The organism is Pararhizobium sp. (assembly GCF_965279435.1).
Taxonomy (GTDB): domain Bacteria; phylum Pseudomonadota; class Alphaproteobacteria; order Rhizobiales; family Rhizobiaceae; genus Pararhizobium.
Genome location: NZ_CBDIHY010000003.1, coordinates 2758707 through 2774599, shown reverse-complemented (window position 1 = coordinate 2774599; position 15893 = coordinate 2758707). Strand labels below are relative to the sequence as shown.

At 58.4% G+C, this 15893-nt stretch carries 18 protein-coding genes and 1 pseudogene; 6 read left to right on the top strand and 13 right to left on the bottom strand.

What is annotated here, in order from left to right:
* Window positions 1-32: 32 nt before the first annotated feature.
* The 4 genes from ACQY8Q_RS19085 to ACQY8Q_RS19070 form a co-directional block, all read right to left on the bottom strand.
* Window positions 33-719, bottom strand: coding sequence for a response regulator transcription factor (locus tag ACQY8Q_RS19085; protein ID WP_113246111.1), 687 nt, complete (start codon window positions 717-719; stop codon window positions 33-35).
* 125 nt (window positions 720-844) lie between these two features.
* Complete coding sequence (locus ACQY8Q_RS19080; RefSeq protein ID WP_113246112.1) at window positions 845-1096, bottom strand: hypothetical protein; 252 nt, start codon at window positions 1094-1096, stop codon at window positions 845-847.
* A 120-nt stretch (window positions 1097-1216) separates the two neighbouring features.
* Window positions 1217-1423 (bottom strand): hypothetical protein, encoded by a 207-nt coding sequence (locus ACQY8Q_RS19075; protein ID WP_428428008.1) that lies wholly within the window; start codon window positions 1421-1423, stop codon window positions 1217-1219.
* Between the two features lie 59 nt (window positions 1424-1482).
* Window positions 1483-4179, bottom strand: a complete 2697-nt coding sequence (locus ACQY8Q_RS19070) for a baseplate multidomain protein megatron (protein ID WP_428429819.1) — start codon at window positions 4177-4179, stop codon at window positions 1483-1485.
* 911 nt (window positions 4180-5090) lie between these two features.
* On the opposite strand from ACQY8Q_RS19070, the gene ACQY8Q_RS19065 reads away from it, so the two are divergent.
* Entirely contained in the window at window positions 5091-5663 is a 573-nt protein-coding gene (locus tag ACQY8Q_RS19065; protein WP_428428007.1) for a hypothetical protein, read from the top strand.
* 498 nt (window positions 5664-6161) lie between these two features.
* Here the strand turns inward: ACQY8Q_RS19065 and ACQY8Q_RS19060 are convergent, their stop codons facing one another.
* The 4 genes from ACQY8Q_RS19060 to istA all read right to left on the bottom strand — a co-directional run bounded on the left by ACQY8Q_RS19060 (window position 6162) and on the right by istA (window position 9399).
* A complete protein-coding gene (locus tag ACQY8Q_RS19060; protein WP_428428006.1) occupies window positions 6162-6407 on the bottom strand; it encodes a DUF6894 family protein in 246 nt (81 codons plus the stop codon).
* A 20-nt stretch (window positions 6408-6427) separates the two neighbouring features.
* Window positions 6428-6835, bottom strand: a complete 408-nt coding sequence (locus ACQY8Q_RS19055; protein ID WP_428428005.1) for a response regulator — start codon at window positions 6833-6835, stop codon at window positions 6428-6430.
* A 259-nt stretch (window positions 6836-7094) separates the two neighbouring features.
* Window positions 7095-7889, bottom strand: a complete 795-nt coding sequence (istB, locus tag ACQY8Q_RS19050; protein WP_428423465.1) for an IS21-like element helper ATPase IstB — start codon at window positions 7887-7889, stop codon at window positions 7095-7097.
* A complete protein-coding gene (gene istA, locus ACQY8Q_RS19045) occupies window positions 7879-9399 on the bottom strand; it encodes an IS21 family transposase (RefSeq protein WP_428423463.1) in 1521 nt (506 codons plus the stop codon). Before istA ends, istB begins: the two co-directional genes overlap by 11 nt.
* Before the next feature lie 142 nt (window positions 9400-9541).
* Here istA and ACQY8Q_RS19040 point away from each other — a divergent pair, with 142 nt between their 5' ends.
* Window positions 9542-9835: a hypothetical protein gene (locus ACQY8Q_RS19040; RefSeq protein ID WP_428428004.1), complete on the top strand. Its 294-nt coding sequence runs from the start codon at window positions 9542-9544 to the stop codon at window positions 9833-9835.
* Between the two features lie 309 nt (window positions 9836-10144).
* Here ACQY8Q_RS19040 and ACQY8Q_RS19035 read toward each other — a convergent pair.
* The 4 genes and pseudogenes from ACQY8Q_RS19035 to ACQY8Q_RS19020 all read right to left on the bottom strand — a co-directional run.
* Window positions 10145-11305 (bottom strand): annotated as a pseudogene (locus tag ACQY8Q_RS19035) (baseplate multidomain protein megatron); the annotation flags it as partial.
* A 5-nt stretch (window positions 11306-11310) separates the two neighbouring features.
* Window positions 11311-11856 carry an NlpC/P60 family protein gene (locus ACQY8Q_RS19030; RefSeq protein ID WP_428428003.1) on the bottom strand — a complete coding sequence of 182 codons (546 nt, stop codon included), beginning with the start codon at window positions 11854-11856 and terminating at the stop codon, window positions 11311-11313.
* Window positions 11849-12739, bottom strand: a complete 891-nt coding sequence (locus ACQY8Q_RS19025; protein ID WP_428428002.1) for a DUF2163 domain-containing protein — start codon at window positions 12737-12739, stop codon at window positions 11849-11851. Before ACQY8Q_RS19025 ends, ACQY8Q_RS19030 begins: the two co-directional genes overlap by 8 nt.
* On the bottom strand, window positions 12736-13377 hold the full coding sequence (locus ACQY8Q_RS19020) for a phage distal tail protein, Rcc01695 family (RefSeq protein WP_428428001.1): 642 nt from the start codon (window positions 13375-13377) through the stop codon (window positions 12736-12738). The genes ACQY8Q_RS19025 and ACQY8Q_RS19020 overlap by 4 nt, the downstream gene beginning before the upstream one ends.
* A 325-nt stretch (window positions 13378-13702) precedes the next feature.
* On the opposite strand from ACQY8Q_RS19020, the gene ACQY8Q_RS19015 reads away from it, so the two are divergent.
* The 4 genes from ACQY8Q_RS19015 to ACQY8Q_RS19000 all read left to right on the top strand — a co-directional run bounded on the left by ACQY8Q_RS19015 (window position 13703) and on the right by ACQY8Q_RS19000 (window position 15205).
* Window positions 13703-13957: a hypothetical protein gene (locus tag ACQY8Q_RS19015; protein WP_428428000.1), complete on the top strand. Its 255-nt coding sequence runs from the start codon at window positions 13703-13705 to the stop codon at window positions 13955-13957.
* Between the two features lie 149 nt (window positions 13958-14106).
* The gene (locus ACQY8Q_RS19010; protein ID WP_428427999.1) at window positions 14107-14307 is read left to right on the top strand and encodes a hypothetical protein; all 201 of its coding nucleotides are present in this window, start codon (window positions 14107-14109) and stop codon (window positions 14305-14307) included.
* Between the two features lie 192 nt (window positions 14308-14499).
* A complete protein-coding gene (locus ACQY8Q_RS19005; RefSeq protein WP_428427998.1) occupies window positions 14500-14709 on the top strand; it encodes a CPCC family cysteine-rich protein in 210 nt (69 codons plus the stop codon).
* 118 nt (window positions 14710-14827) lie between these two features.
* The gene (locus ACQY8Q_RS19000) at window positions 14828-15205 is read left to right on the top strand and encodes a DUF5071 domain-containing protein (protein WP_428427997.1); all 378 of its coding nucleotides are present in this window, start codon (window positions 14828-14830) and stop codon (window positions 15203-15205) included.
* Window positions 15206-15298: 93 nt separating this feature from the next.
* On the opposite strand, the gene ACQY8Q_RS18995 is transcribed toward ACQY8Q_RS19000, so the two are convergent.
* Window positions 15299-15880, bottom strand: a complete 582-nt coding sequence (locus tag ACQY8Q_RS18995) for a phage tail tape measure protein (protein ID WP_428427996.1) — start codon at window positions 15878-15880, stop codon at window positions 15299-15301.
* Between the last annotated feature and the right edge of the window lie 13 nt (window positions 15881-15893).

The following is a 15893-nucleotide window of genomic DNA, read 5'->3' as shown; positions in this document are numbered from 1 at the left end:
CCGGCGTTTCCGGTTGATGATGGCGATCCCGCTCAGGATTTCACTTCCTTGCTGGCCATGCCGGGTGCCTGCATGCGGTAGCCGAGGCCGCGCACGGTTTCGATCAGGTCATTGCCGATCTTCTTGCGCAGGCGGCCGACGAAAACCTCGATCGTGTTGGAATCGCGGTCGAAGTCCTGATCGTACATATGCTCGACCAGTTCCGTGCGCGATACCACCTGCCCCATGTGGTGCATCAGATAGGACAATAGCCGGAACTCATGGGATGTCAGTTTCAGCGCCACGCCGTTGACCAGCGCCTTGGAGCCCTTGGTATCCAGCCGCACCGGGCCGCATACGATCTCGGAGCTGGCATGACCGGCCGCCCGCCGGATCAGCGCCCGGATACGGGCCAGCACTTCTTCGACATGGAATGGCTTGGTGACATAATCGTCGGCGCCGGCATCAATGCCTGCGACCTTGTCGCTCCAGCGGTCGCGTGCGGTGAGTATCAGCACCGGCATCACCTTTCCAGCACCGCGCCACTTTTCAAGCACGGTAATGCCGTCCATTTCCGGCAGGCCGATATCGAGGATGACGGCATCATACGGTTCGCCCTCGCCGAGATAATGGCCTTCCTCGCCATCGAAGGCCTGGTCGACGACATATCCGGCTTCCTTCAGGGTGTCCGTCAGCTGACGGTTGAGGTTGACGTCGTCTTCGACCACCAGAATGCGCATGAACAGACTTTCTTTCCTTGCGCGCCGTCATCTCCCGAAGGTCTGCCGTCGCGTTGCAGCACGAGATCTACTGCTTACCTTATTTCATCCGTTTGGAGAACATTCTGAAGGCAGGTATCCTGCGGCTACATCGGTACCCGCATCGTTACCTTTTTCGGGCGGCCGCCATTGCCGGGGATCAGCACGGTGACGACGCATTTGCCGTCGCTGGTCGGCTGCGCCGACAGCAGTTCACCACCGGTCTCAGCCACCACTTCGGCAGCCGCCTGACCACAATCGCCGTCCACCGAGACCACCATCGATGGCACATCAATCGCCGGCGGCGCGAATCCGGAAAGACCCGCTGCAAGCGTTGCTATGATCAAGGGTGAGGACATGAACGCACTTTCGGATTGAAAACGATATTGGCGACCTGGGAAGCATCGTTGCAGTTTTAATAGACGATACAGTCTGAATGGCAAATGAATGTCCCGAAAGCGGCCAGTTTTGCGCAATGTCTAGCGTAATCGCGCTCGAGCAGAAATCCGGCCCCAGACGGCGATCAGTCCACCTATGGCAGCAGCCAGCGCGGTCAGTCCATCCACAATGCCACTTTCGTCCTCATGCGCGATCTCCAGTCCCAGCAGATTGGCGCAGGATGCCAGGATTGCCACCACACCGCCCCAGACGGTTTTCGACATGTACCAGGTCTTCAAATCGTTCATTTGACGCTCCTCGTCCGGTTTGCTTGATGTGCGTTCGGTTTGAATGGAAAATTGACGTTCTAAAGGCTGAGCAACGCCTGCGCCGGCACTCCGAAGGCAACCTTGTGGCCGCGCTGCCGGACACGAACCGACAAGGCCGCCTGCGGCACGCCGAAATCCTCGATTTCGAACCCGGCCGCATAATGCAGAGCTGGCTCGGACACATCGACGGACCGCTTGATGCTTGTCCCGTCGAGAATGTCGATACGATATCGTTCCTGAGGCTCATCCAGCGCGATATCACCGTCCAGCCAGTGGTCTGCATCGCGGCGGGCGCAGCGGGTCCAGGTGATTCGGATACCGCCACCTTCAAGACGCCGGCCCCGCAGATGCACCGGTGCAACCGGCCTTTCCGCCCTCAATCCACCCGCAAAGGCAAAGGGGCCACTCGGTGCAGCAACCTGCCCGCCCGGTTCGGCGATCCAATTGATCATCCGCCCAGCCTCGTCCGGGCTTAACCCAAGCGGCCTGACCGCCGCGTTGAGCACCACGATCGCAGCACCCGCAGCACTCCCCGCCAGCATCGCATCGGACGTCCCATGCAGTCCGCGCAACAATTTCGCCAGCCGCCAGCGCCCGGCAGAGACTTCCTCCGCGCTTTGGAAACCGATGATTTCCCAAACGCCGTTTGCAGCAAGGATGGCCATGCGGTTCTGCCCGTTGAGGACGGAAAGACGGCCTGCCGAAGACAGTCCGCCGAAATGCAGATCCAGCGTCAATGTGCGCGCGCCATCGAACCGGCCGGCAACACCGGCACCGAGCGGATCCGTCAAAATACCCGTCTGCGCTGGCTGCCCGAGCCGCACCCGCGCCTGATAGCCTTCCGTCGTCGCCGATGACGACAGCGTCACCGCCCGCCACGGCCGGGCAAAGACGGCCGCCCGCGCAAACAGGCTGGCATCGCCCGCCTGGTATTGCGGCAGGTCTATCAGATGCACGACCGGCGAGAACCCGTCGGATGGGGTGCGCGGCCGATCGATCGGTTTTGACGGTGGAACCGGACCACCGCCACTTGACGGCACGAATGCCCGTGCCTCGACCGCGCGCGCCGCGCCATCCTCGATCCGGGTGATGATAAAACTACCTGCCGGTCCGTCATCGAAAGAGACGACATCGCCCGGCTCGAAGGCCAGTGCCGCCGGTGATAGCGAAAAACGCACAGTACGCCGCGACACCTGATGATCGCGCAGCGCATCCTCGACAGCGCTTGCCGCCGCACCGTCATGTATCACCCCCGGCAGCGAAAACCGCAGCACACGGTCATTGGCGGGTGATACGCGACGTGAGCGCGCCGTCGTCCGCTCATAGGCCTTTTCCGGATCGAACCGGTCGAGGATGGCCTCGCTACCAAACTCGCTGTCGTGGCCCCGCGTCTCCTCAAACAGCGCTTGTCCGTCGAGATCCGCCAGCACCGGAATGACCTTCGGCTGCGACGCCTGCTTCATCCGCGACCGGAACCGCAACGTCCCGCCGTCCTCGATCGCATCGATCTGCAGCGCTGCCATCAGCGGCTCCAGCACATCGCGCGCGGATGCCTGCTCCGACTGCACGTAACCGCCGAGATCACCGCTGACGCAGCTGACATCACCGCCCTCAAACCCGTGGTCAGCGAGCACCGCCGCGATCACGTCGGCCGCAGTCGCCGAGCCCAGCCGGCCGTTCACCCAGTGCCCTGTCTGCCAATTGGCGCCGTCCGACCAAAGTGCCGTATTCTCCGGGAAAGCCGGCATCGGCCGCGCGTCCCAGGTCCAGACGAACATATGACCCGGATCAACGCATACGGGCGCACCCGGCTCCTGCCAGAACCGGTGCTGCACCTGCAGAAACCGGCGTTGCATGGCATCGCTACGCGCGCCGTTCGAAAAGTATGGAACCGCAGTTTCCGACGATTTCGGATCGGTAAAGACATTCGGCTGGTTCGCACCTTTGTCAATCGCCGGGCAACCCAGTTCGGTAAACCAGACGGGCTTGGCGCCCGCAACCCAGGCCGTCGGCACCGCCTGTTCGACACCGCCGATCCGGTTGCGATGCGTCTGCCCCCACCAGCTGGCTATATCCTTGAACCGATAGACCCAGGGCTTCCCGGCCAGACCGTCGGTAATCGGCGTGCGGATACGGTCGCGGCGATCCTCCATGCTGGCATAGTACCAGTCATACCCCTCGCCGGCGGCGATCATCCCCCGCATCGCCTCGGCATCTTCCGCAAGGCCGAAACCGTCGGGATTGCCGAGCGACAGATCACCATCGCGCCAGTCGGACAGCGGCATGTAGTTGTCGATCCCGACCGCATCGATATCGGCCGAGGCCCAGAGCGGGTCGAGATTGTAAAGCACATCGCCAGAGCCATCGGCTGGGTGGTAGCCGAAATATTCGCTCCAGTCCGCCGCGTAGGTCAGCTTGGTAGCGGCCCCAAGCGTGGCCCGGACATCGGCCGCAAGATCAATCAACTTTTCGACAAATGGAAACGCGCCCGCCCCATCGCGCAATTGCGTCATTCCGCGCAATTCGGAGCCGATGATGAATCCGTCGACCCCACCCGCCGCCTTGCCCAGCAGCGCGTAATGCAGCACTAGCCGGCGATACCCTTCGTCTGCGGATAGCGATGTCACCGACGTCCCGGACACGGAAAAATCTCCGGCCGTGGCAGCCCCGCAAAACACGCCCACTTGCGTGCGCGCCACCATTGTCTTATCGGCACTGCCCGTGACGCCCGTCAGACTCTCGTTCCCGTCAGGCTCTCTGGAAAACAGATACTTACAGGATTTGTCACCCGAGCTTTTTTCGCAAAACGTCAGACTTTCGTGGTCAACTTTGCGAAATCATCAGACATCTTTTCTCAGCTCCGATATCCCATTGATTACAATGATCAAAATACACTGAGGCCGACGGTGGTCAATTATCGGCGCGCAACGCAAGATCGGTAGGGATTTCGGTGACCGAGTCGTACGTTATCGCCCAATGCTTAACCCGAGGAGCTATCGCGTGGCTGGCCGCTACGGTTGGTGGGTTAGAACTCATCAAATGCGTGGGTCGCGGCCCCGCCCTGGCTTCTTTGATGGCTTGAGAGTCGCCAGCACCTGGCGCAATGCGGACCCTGCTCGACCGTGTCAATTTCATCGGGATTTTCCAGGAGGGCCACAGGTCGCTGAGCAGGGTTTTCTCCTGTCGTTCGTAACAGAAGTAGCATGATAAGTTTACGCGTCATCAGAAACTCCGAAGCGACTCATCCGATTGCATCATCTGCCGTCGAACCTTAGAACAAACTTAAAGTCTCCAATTTATGCGCCCTAGCGCAGCGAATGGAGAGATCAATGAAGGAACTGGTGGTCAAGTCTTTGGAAGTGATTCCAAGTGTTGTCGGTAAAGAACAATCGACACAAGCCAGCTCGATGAAAAACGCACCCCCGAATTTCAACGGCTAACAGGACAATTCCGGAATTATGCAGCAAATGCCACAAGGTTGACCAAACGGCCTTTGGCGACTGAATACCTACCTCACCACAAGGCGAGGGTTGGAGAGCTAAGTTGTCGTTTCGGTAAGCATGCACGCCTGTGTGGCGTCTACCAACAGTGCAGGCCGCAGTTAATCACGTTCATTTAGCTCGGCGCAACCACTAACCTGCTAGGAATGCTGAACTTTAATGGCAAGCGGCAGCGGCAAATGATCTTCATAATAGTAGTCTTGATTCTTGTGGTGATGATTGTAATTGGCGGTAAAGTTCTTGTTCGCGACCGACCCGATCCGCCTCCAGAGAACAAGGTACCGTTTTCTTTACCTGACGAGTTTTGGATTAACGTCGAGAAATACGAGGACTATCTGATACAACGCCGTAAGATCACGACGGCGGAGAGGGCTTCATGGCGAGCTAAGTTCGAGGACAAGCTGAAGCATGTGGAGCAATACCGGAAATCTTGGGGAAGAAGCCCGTACATTTGCTATTCTAGGGATGGCAGCCGGGTCATTCTCGTAGGCGGCACTTGGAATAGCGTAAGAACCCATGAGCTTCTTCACCTGTATCAGGAGGTAATATTTGGCGTCCTCACAAAGGAAAAAAATAAGGAGCTAAAATTTATCGACCAAATCATGATTGAGATTGAAGTAAATCGCTTTAGTACGCCGTTGATAAACGTAATTCTTCTCGCTTTAGTGGTTGCTGTGGCTTTTGTGATTGGGATCGCTTTCTTCATCTCCTACGCTTGACAGCAAATTTAGCGCAATTGCGCATACCATATACCCCTCCGAGCGACGAGCCAGTCATGGCGCGCGCCAAGCACGAGCGCGGCCTCCTTACTGACCGTGATTAGTTAGCATCGAAATGGCTATTTGAAACTCGAGCGAGGGTTGATGGGGCGGCTCTTCCTCTCAGCTAGGTGTTACCGATGATAATGACAAGGTATACTACCACCCCAAGGGCAGCCGGGATTATGAAAAGACAGCCTATTCTGAACAATTGATCGGCCATTTTCTCTTGAAAATACGAGACGAAGGACAGGCCAATGAGAATTGCTGCGCTCCCAGCTGATGCAAAAGTGAGTCGTTGCAAAGGGCCTTGACCGCCGTCCATTTCATTACTTCCAATCAACTATGATGTTGATTGTCTGGCCCGTATTTCAAGAAGTCAAGACGCGTTAAATGGATCGCACCCTGGCATCGATTTCATCATTTTCAGATCGATATGCGTGAGCACTAACTTAGCGGTCAATCGGCCGTCACTTCGTAAGTGAATGTTAGCGATCCGACAGAGATGGACTTGCCGTCGCCGTCTCTGACTTTCACGGTTACTATCCCGCGATGCTCGTCATAGGGAAGCTCGTCTCTCGCGATATCCGACATGATCCGAGCGACCTCTCTCGGCAAGTCTGCCTTTGATGAAATCAGCATGCCGACATCGTCAGTCATCTGACCGTCGCCGTTATGGATGTCGAAAAAGTATCGGGTCGTCATTGGTCTGGCGCTTTCAGTAGTCATTGCATCTTGGCGGAATTGATGTGGTCGCAGTGCTTTCGAAGGAGCTGATGGACCAGTTCCGGGGTCAACGGCTTTGAAATGAAGGTGGCGTTTTGGGGTACGTCCCCTGCAGCAGGCACGGCTGCTCCGGAGGCGATGACGACGCATATGTGGGGCCAACGTTCCGCAACGACACGGGCAAGGTCGAAACCGTCTAGTTCGCCAGGCATCTGCACGTCCGTTACAAGGAGCTGGAGCGAAGAATGCCGGTTGAGGAATTCATATGCCTTGTCGGCAGTCGTGGCTTCGACGACGGCATATCCCTCGTCTGCGAGCATGTCGGCGGTATCCATGAGGATCAAGGGTTCGTCATCCACGACAAGTGCGATCGGTATCGCGAGCTTTTCGAATTCTGCTTTTTCCATCCGCCCTAAATCTTTAAAATGACGAATAGTTCCTTAGAGTAGCGCACATGTTCCTATGTCGCTTAACACCGAGTGGGTGAGTCCGAAGATCGAATGGAATACGAATGAGGCCGCCTCGACGTGCGTTGCGTTATGGCTACTTTATAAACCTCTACGTCGCTTGTACGAGACACGACACAGAGTTACCTGTTGGTTTTCACGCGGAACTGAGCCGGTTTTTCCACCGAGAAGTGAGCCACCTCTAAGTATGGTTTTTTGATCAGGCTCTGGTCAAGTGACTGGCTTTTTCTCCTCTCTTTTGCGCTGCTGCGGCCGAGCTGGCTTTGAAGCGGAAGCTGTCGTTCCCGGTTTCAAGGATATGGCAACGATGGGTCAAACGGTCGAGCAGAGCTGTGGTCATCTTGGCATCGCCAAAGACGGTGGCCCATTCGCTGAAGCTGAGGTTGGTGGTGATGATGACGCTGGTGCGTTCATATAGCTTGCTCAGCAGGTGGAAGAGCAGTGCTCCGCCTGAGGCACTGAACGGAAGATATCCGAGTTCGTCGAGGATCAGCAGATCGAGGCGAACCAGCGTCTCAGCGATCTGGCCTGCTCTGCCTTTGGCCTTCTCCTGCTCGAGCGCATTGACCAATTCAATTGTTGAGAAGAAGCGGACCTTTCGGCGATGATGCTCGATTGCCTGGACACCGAGGGCGGTCGCGACATGCGTTTTGCCTGTACCCGGTCCGCCGACAAGCACGATATTCTGCGCTCCGTCGATGAACTCGCATCGGTTTAGTTGGCGCACCGTCGCTTCGTTGATCTCGCTGGCGGCGAAGTCGTATCCGGAGATGTCCTTGTAGGCCGGGAAGCGAGCAGCCTTCATATGATAGGCGATGGAGCGGACCTCGCGTTCGGCCATTTCGGCTTTCAGCAATTGGGACAGGATCGGCACGGCGGCATCAAACGCTGGAGCGCCTTGCTCGATCAGGTCCGTGACGGCTTGAGACATGCCATACATCTTCAGGCTACGCAGCATGATGACGACGGCGGCGCTGGCAGGATCATGACGCATGACGACCTCCTACGATCCGGACCCGCAGACCGTCATAGCGTTCTACATTGGCCTTGGGTTCACGCAGCAAGGTTAGCGCCTGTGGCGTGTCGATATCGGGACCGTCTGTCGTCTTGCCGTCGATCAACCGATGCAGCAGGTTCAGCACATGCGTCTTGGTCGCCACGCCTTGATCCAGAGCCAGTTCCACAGCCCTGACGACAACCTGTTCGTCGTGATGAAGAACCAGAGCGAGGATGTCGGCCATCTCCCGATCACCACCGGGGCGGCGAAGCATCTGATCCTGCAGTTGTCGAAAGCCCGGCGGCAATTCCAGGAAGGGTGCGCCATTGCGCAAAGCACCGGGCTTGCGCTGGATGACGGCAAGGTAATGCCGCCAGTCATAAATCGTCCGTGGTGGTTTGTCGTGGCTGCGTTCTATGATCCGCGGATGTTCGCAGAGGATATTGCCCTCGGCCGCAACGACCAGTCGCTCGGGATAAATCCTCAGGCTGACGGGCCGGTTCGCAAAAGACGCAGGCACGCTGTAACGATTGCGCTCGAAGGTGATCAGGCATGTCGGCGAGACGCGCTTGCTCTGCTCGACGAAGCCGTCAAATGCGTTAGGCAATGCCATCAATGCTGCCCGCTCATCAGCCCAGACATCTGCAATCGTACCGGACAAGGTGCCATGCGCCGTCTCTCGCCACAGGTCCTGGCAATGCTGTTCCAGCCAGATATTCAACGCCGCCAGATCTGGAAAGTCCGGCATCTGTTGCCACAAACGTGGTCGGGCATCCTGAACGTTCTTCTCGACCTGCCCCTTCTCCCAGCCTGCGGCAGGATTGCAGAACTCGGGCGCAAAAACGTAGTGGTTCGTCATCGCCTGGAAGCGGACGTTGACCTGTCGCTCCTTGCCGCGGCCAACACGATCGACCGCGGTCTTCATGTTGTCGTAGATGCCGCGACCAGGTACGCCGCCAAACACACGGAACCCGTGCCAGTGAGCATCGAACAGCATCTCGTGCGTCTGCAGCAGGTAGGCTCTGACCAGAAACGCCCGACTGTGCGATAGCTTGATGTGTGCGACCTGAAGCTTGGTGCGCTCGCCGCCGATCACGGCATAATCTTCACTCCAATCGAATTGGAATGCTTCGCCTGCACGGAAAGACAGCGGAACGAATATGCCGCGGCCAGTCGTCTGCTGCTCAACCCGCCACTCACGGGCAAAGGCAGCGACCCGACCATAGGAGCCGGTAAAGCCGAGAACCACCAGATCGGCATGAAGCTGCTTCAGCGTTCGGCGCTGCTTGCGCGACCTCCCGGCCTCGGTCTTCAGCCAGGCCGCCAGTTTGTCGGCAAAAGGATCAAGCTTGCTCGGTCGCTCCGGTACCGTGAACGTCGGCTCGATCGTGCCAGCGTTCAAATACTTCGCAATCGTATTGCGCGACAAACCGGTATGCCGACTGATCTCGCGGATCGACTGCTTCTCGCGCAGCTTCATCCGACGGATGATGTTTAAAAGTCCCATGTGGATCACTCCGTTGCCCCCGTCGCTCACCGCGTTGGGGGGAAGGTCACATGGCTCAATTCTCAATGGAAATTATGCGTCTAACCGGCTCAGTTCTGAGTGGAAACCAACAACTGAAGGTCGATTCCTAAGAAATGAGGTCTTGAATTACAACCGTTATCGATCCGGGAAAAATTATCCGACGCTGAACGTCTTATTCAAGATAGTCAGCAAGTTAGCATTGATGATTCAACACAATATTGCTGATTTTGGTGTCGGATGCGATAGCATCTGGGGTTCGCTACAGTACGATGACTTCCCGGACAAGTTGAGCATCTACACCGACGTCGATGACGCGATGAGCAAACTGAGTTTGGGTAAACCTTCCTATTTCCCTATCGAATACGACGCTCTTACGGAGAACGAGACGGCAGGCGTCGTCGATTCGGCCCTCTAACGGAGCCGGGTTAACGCGGAGTTAAGAGCAGTCCGGATTTATTTTCGTTGTTTTGAACGTTTTTTTGGCTTTTCGAGGCTGGATTGCCGAAATGACCGCGATCTCATTACGAATGCGGCTCATGGATCGGGTCGCTTAGCGCAAGTCACGAATCAGCTCCGCCAGCCGCTTTGTAAGACGTCGGGCGGAAACTTGGTCTAAAAACCCTCAGTTTTCTACCAAATGGCGATTTCCCCATCGACAAATACTCGTTTTGATTGAAAATGGAACGGGACTCTGACGTTTGCGAAAGGGAATCTGACGGACGACAGCAAGCCCGGGGGCCGGATGCGCGGTAATCCGCCCCCGCCACGGGTAGGCAGGCTGCCCCGTGCCGCCATAGGGATTGGGCAGCGTGTTACCGGCTGCAATGTCCATCATCACGAAAGGATAGAGATCGACTTTTAGCCCCCGCGCTTTCAGATCGGCGATCGCCGCGACCACGCTTGCATCACCCGGCGTACCGCCATAGGCCGGGCCGCCGCCATTCTGGCTGATCAGCCGCGCACTCCCGCGCGAAATCCCCGACACCGACCAGGGCCGGCTTTCTCCCTGCCGTACCGGCGTCTCGACGCCGGGCACTATCCGGCATTGGCCTGCCCTCAAATCCGTCCCTAACCACGATACCACCAGCGCCACCCGCTCGAGGTTCGGGCACAAAGCCTGCAATTCATCGATCGAAGCACGCCAATCGGAACTGGCGTGGAAAATGTTGCGATTGATCAACCGGCTCGCACCGGCCCCTGTTTCTTCCTTGACGACGCCCGGATCATAGCCGTGTTCGCTGGAGCCCGGAATGATCGTCATCGCCCGAATCTGCCTTTCCAGCGCACCGACCGGCCGCAAGACCTCGAACTTGATCACTGGAATCCGGTTGCCATAACCATCCAGCGGCAAGCGCTCGAACACGGCATAGGCGAGCCCCCGGTAGGCCGGTGCCTTGCCCACCCCCTGCTTGGCCTCGATCAACGGATCGGGCAATTGACCGGCCGTGCCGCGATATATCCGCATCTCCACACCGGTCAGATCCAGTTCCCGCCCGTCCGCCCACACCCGGCGCACGCAGGCAATCTCGCCCTCGCAGATCCCAAGGGCAAAATTGGCACAGTAGCGAAACGTCTCGACCCGCGGCCCACTCGCCTTGCCGCCCTGCCGCTCGACCCGTACTTCCTCCTCGAACCGGGTCGCCCAGATCAGCGTGCCGCCGATGCGCACCGTGCCATAGGCGCGGGTGATCGCCGTGCCGTCCTCGGCACCGGGTATGCGCGCATCGCCCAGCCGGGCGCCGGAAACCGTCGTCATGCCGTTGATGATCGAGCGGTCGATGACCGATCCGGCCAGCGCTCCGGCGGCCCGGCCAAGCGCTGCACCAACCGGACCGAACACGCTACCGAGTGCTGCCCCGGCCGCCTGCAGAAGAATGGTTGCCATAATCGTCAGACCTTCTCGGGAAAACGGAACACACCGGCAACCCGCCGACGCCAGGACGGCACCAGTGCCGACTCGATCACCGCCGCCTGCTCATAGGCATGGATGAAACGGTCTTGGCTGCTGAGAATTCCCGCATGCTTGGCCGGCAAATCGGGCCGCCAGCAAAACAACAGCAGATCGCCCGGCCGCATCTCCGCCACCGTAAACTGCGCCCCAAAATACCGTCGCGCCGCCTCGCGCAACCGGTCCTCACCGCTGCGCTCGGCCCAATCCGGCTGATAGGCCGGCGGCAATTCCGGCTCGGAACCATAAGTTTCCCGCCACACACCCCGCACCAACCCCAGACAATCGCAACCGACCGCCTTCAGGCTTGCCTGATGCCGGTACGGTGTCCCGATCCAGCTCCGCGCCGTCTTGACGATCTGCCCCGCAAAGCCAGCGACCTGATCTCTCTCTTCTCCCCATCGGGGAGAAGGTGGCCCGCAGGGCCGGATGAGGGGGAACGCAGCCTCCGAACCAACCAAATGGCCCTCCGCGCGATCGTCACTCATACAATGCCCGCCCATCATGCACCGCATCGCCATCCGCATAACCGAAGGCAAAATCCGTCCCCGGCATATGCGGAAATCCTTGGAAATTCAGCCGGTTTGCAAATGTCCCGCCACAGGTGCCAAAGCTCTTGTCGCAGCCCGCCGTTACCGTGAATGCATCTCCCACCGCCAGCGGCAAAGGCGGCGGTAGCCACAGGGAAAGCGTGACCCCGTCAGCGTCCTTGCGATGATCCTCGATGTCGCAGACATGCCCGGCATTCGCACCACCAACGAACCGGAACATGCCATACCGGTAAAACCCCGCCACCGCTGCACCAAGCCCGGTCACCCGTATCCGCGCCTCTCCCAGAACAACTGCGATCGTGCCACTGCCCCGGTAGGCTGGATTGCTCAAATTCACCTTGCACCGTCCATCGCCCAGCACGGCATCGCAACGCCGCCCGTAAATCCGGCCCTGCACCTGATCCAGCCGATGCGTCAGCCGCCGCAGCTCGGCGCGAAAGGCGCCGCCCGCGCGCACGACATCGCCGATCTCCTGCACGCGCAGCAGAATGCGCTGGTCCGGCGCCTGCCAGTTTACCTGGAATACCTCGACCCTGGCGCCGTCATAGCGTCCGGCAATCACATCCGCCTCGCTGATCGCGGCGCTGGAAAACCCGCCGGTTACCTCGCCGGCCTCGACGGAAAGCCCGCTTGCCGCCTCGCTGTCGGCCGCCTGGAAGCCGCTAGCCGCCCAGAAATCGGTGCCATCGAAGCGCAGATCATGATCATGCTCGGTAAAGCCGAGCACCACCCCATCGCGCCGCGTCACGCGCCAGCAATGGCACATCGTCGTCGCGTCGCCGTTCAGGTGTTCAGCAAGCGCTGCGGTGAGCGTTCTCATGGCTTAATCTCCACCAGAGGAATGGACGGAATGCGCCCGGCCTGGAACTGCCCCAGATCCACATCGATCCGGTCGGTATCGAAGCGCACCGGCACGTCAAATTCGAAGCCCGCCTTTACGGCGGCGCCGTTTGCCGGAATTTTCGAAGGCAGAAACGTCACCCGCCCACTTGCCGCATCGAGCGTAAAATCGGCCGGTGCTGCCAAAACCCCGCCAACCGAAATCACCACAGTGCCCAGGACCGGCTTGGCGATCTCGCGCACGCTGGCGCCACCCGCATCGCCATAGGTCTTCGCCAACTGGAACAGGGCTGTTGCGCCATCTCCCGTTCCAACGAGCTGATCATTGGCACTGACCGCTCCACCCGGCGCACAGGATTTGAAATCGACGGGATCACGAAACCGGAACCCGTAAAGCTGCCCGGCCCGCGCCTCGAAAAACTCCAGCACGGCATAGAGATCGCTGAGCGACTTGATCCCCGATCCGGCGTCATAATGCCGGCGCGCATCGCGCCAGCGCCGGTTGCGGTTCTCCCGCCCGTTCGAAAGACTGACAATATCCGTCCGCCTGACCGGCCCGCCACTCGTCCCTAAAGCCAAACGCAGAGGAAACCGGACCTCATGAAATCCTGTTGGCATGATGTTTTCCGTTGTGTGTTGAATCGGTTGGCGGGGAAAGTTCAGGGATTGCTGCATGGGCGGCGGCGTTTGTTGCTCGCCCGTCCATCGGCTATCTTGGCCCCTAGGTGAAGCGAATGAACGGGTCACGACCTCTATCGATCACTCTCCGCCTATTCGGAGGCAACGACCTTGATCATTCCCCGTCACCGATGCTGAGGGCTCCGGTAAACACTAGAAAGCTTTGCAGCGGGGATTCTGTCTTCGGCCGATTGCGGTCATAGGCATTGCAACGCAGAGATTGAGTAGGCAAGAGAATAGTCGTCTTGTTTGACGGAGTTTGGACATGGAAACAGACCCTTTGCCCCCCGAAGAGGCGATCGCTTTCATTCAAGACTGCAAACGCGCTGGCCTGAGGGTGCTTGGAGTGGAAAGGCTTTTTCTTCGTCAGGGGGCTTATGTGCTGGACTTGGAAGCCATCGCGGACTTCACAATGGCCCCTGATGTTACCCGAGATCTTGAGGAAGATGCAGATGCGGCTTGTGTTTTCATCCGTTCAAACGTGAAACAGGACAGCCTCTTCTTGATCGTTTTTAAGTGACATTACCCTCTTTTCCCCACCACATTCTCTGAGGGTGAGGGGGTGTCCTTATATTTCGCGGTCACCCCTTGAACCAACCAAGGCTCTAGTTTTAATAGCCGCTTCCGGTCTCCGCTGAGCTTTTTGTCGAGGAATTTTGGGAAGAGCGCATGAGCGACTATGCCTGCTGGTTTTGCAAAGAAACTATTGAGGAGCACGACGTCAAAGCCGTGTACATTCGGGTCACTAATCTCTGGTTTGTTGAAAACCTTCAACCTTCTCAGGAATTTCAGGCACATTCCGAATGCGCGAAAAGAAACCTCAGTGCTGGCTATAAGTTCGATCCTGACGATCTGATGAACCCGCAGTAGTTGCTTGGGTGATGTGTTATCTGATACGTTCGCTATCGGCGACCCATAGCTCAGGGGAAGAGCGCCAGTCGTTGTACTGGAGGCCTCCGGTCGAGACGGAGTGGGTTCGCCACCTTCCAGACTCACCTAGGGTGGTAACTGTGCGGCAAAGATGTGATAGGGAACCGATCCTAGCATGTTAAAAGGTCCGCAATGGTCTCCCGAGAACGTTTCCCGTGTCCGTGCTGCCATGCCCTGACTATAGGGGAACGCGCAGCATTTGAGATTTGCCAACGTTGCGGATGGGAAGACGATGGTCAAAATGACACTGACGCTGAAGTCGTAAGAGGTGGGCCAAATGGTGGTTTGTCTCTCGCGACTGCACGGCTCAACTACGTCCGAACTGGCCATTGCGGCCATTGACGTTTAAACTTGGGGTGATGGGGCAGTCGGTTCCCATTGCAGGCATTCAAGTGAACTGTCAGTTTGAAGCAATGAAGCACGATCTGCACGACAGGGACGCCTTCGGAGCGGGAACAAGATGCGATTACCCGAAGATAAATTTGATCTCGATGCCGTGACGCAGCTTGAGGCGGCGGGCTTTCCGGCAACTGCCCCGTTCCTTGGCGACCTCATCGCTTGGATTGCCGATGGGAACTGGCCCGTGGCAGTGCCGGTTGCTGACTTCCTCGTTTCAGCAGGAGCCGGTGCAATTCCTGCCTTGCGCAAGGTGCTGCAGGGACGCGACGCGATCCACCAATATTTTGCTCTCTTGTTGGTGGTCGATCGCCTTCCGCCGGATGTAGCCGCTTTGCTGCATGGCGATTTGAAGCAGCTTGTGACGTCACCCAGCCTAGACCAAATCCGAGAAGAAGTTCCCGAACTGGCTGAGAGGATTCTGCAAAAGCTAGGTAACTGACTACCTCGACTGCTATGGCCGCAATTATCGCAAAGCGCGCGCCCCACATGATCTTAGGGTGATGGGCATCGCGACGGAAAAGCTCTTCCGCTCTCAAAGCCCCCGCCGCCCCCGCCCCACCGTCCGCGTCAGCATCGCCGCAATCTGCCCTTCCGATTTTCGAAAACTCTGCACATCCGACGCCGTCACATTGAAGACGACATTCATCGCCACTCCGCCACCGGAAGACGCCACGCCCAGCGATCCGTCGGAACCGCGTTTCAGCGGCAGGATCGCCTCCGATCCGGCCTCGCCCATCAGCCCCATCTGTCCGTCCATCGGAAAATAGGTCGGCGTCGACACGACACCTCCAGCGGCAAACGGCGTCACCCTGCCCGGCACGCCGCCATCGGCGAAAGCGGTCGCCCCACTCAGGCTCCCGGCAAGCCCCGAGATCGCCGATCCGAGCAGCCCCTCGAGCGGCTTCAAGCCCGCCGAAAGCGCAATTTCCGTCAGCCGCAATCCGGCACCACGCAGCACATCCTCAAGCCCCTTGCCGCCGCGCATCGCCGAAGCCAGAGCGCCTGTTAGCGCCGAGCCGAACGAGCGCGACCGCCGCTCCAGATCGTCGAGCACATCCTTCAAGGTGTCCGCATCATCGGCCGCTGCCGAAAACCCGATCTCGTCACGTTCCATCATTGTCTCCTTA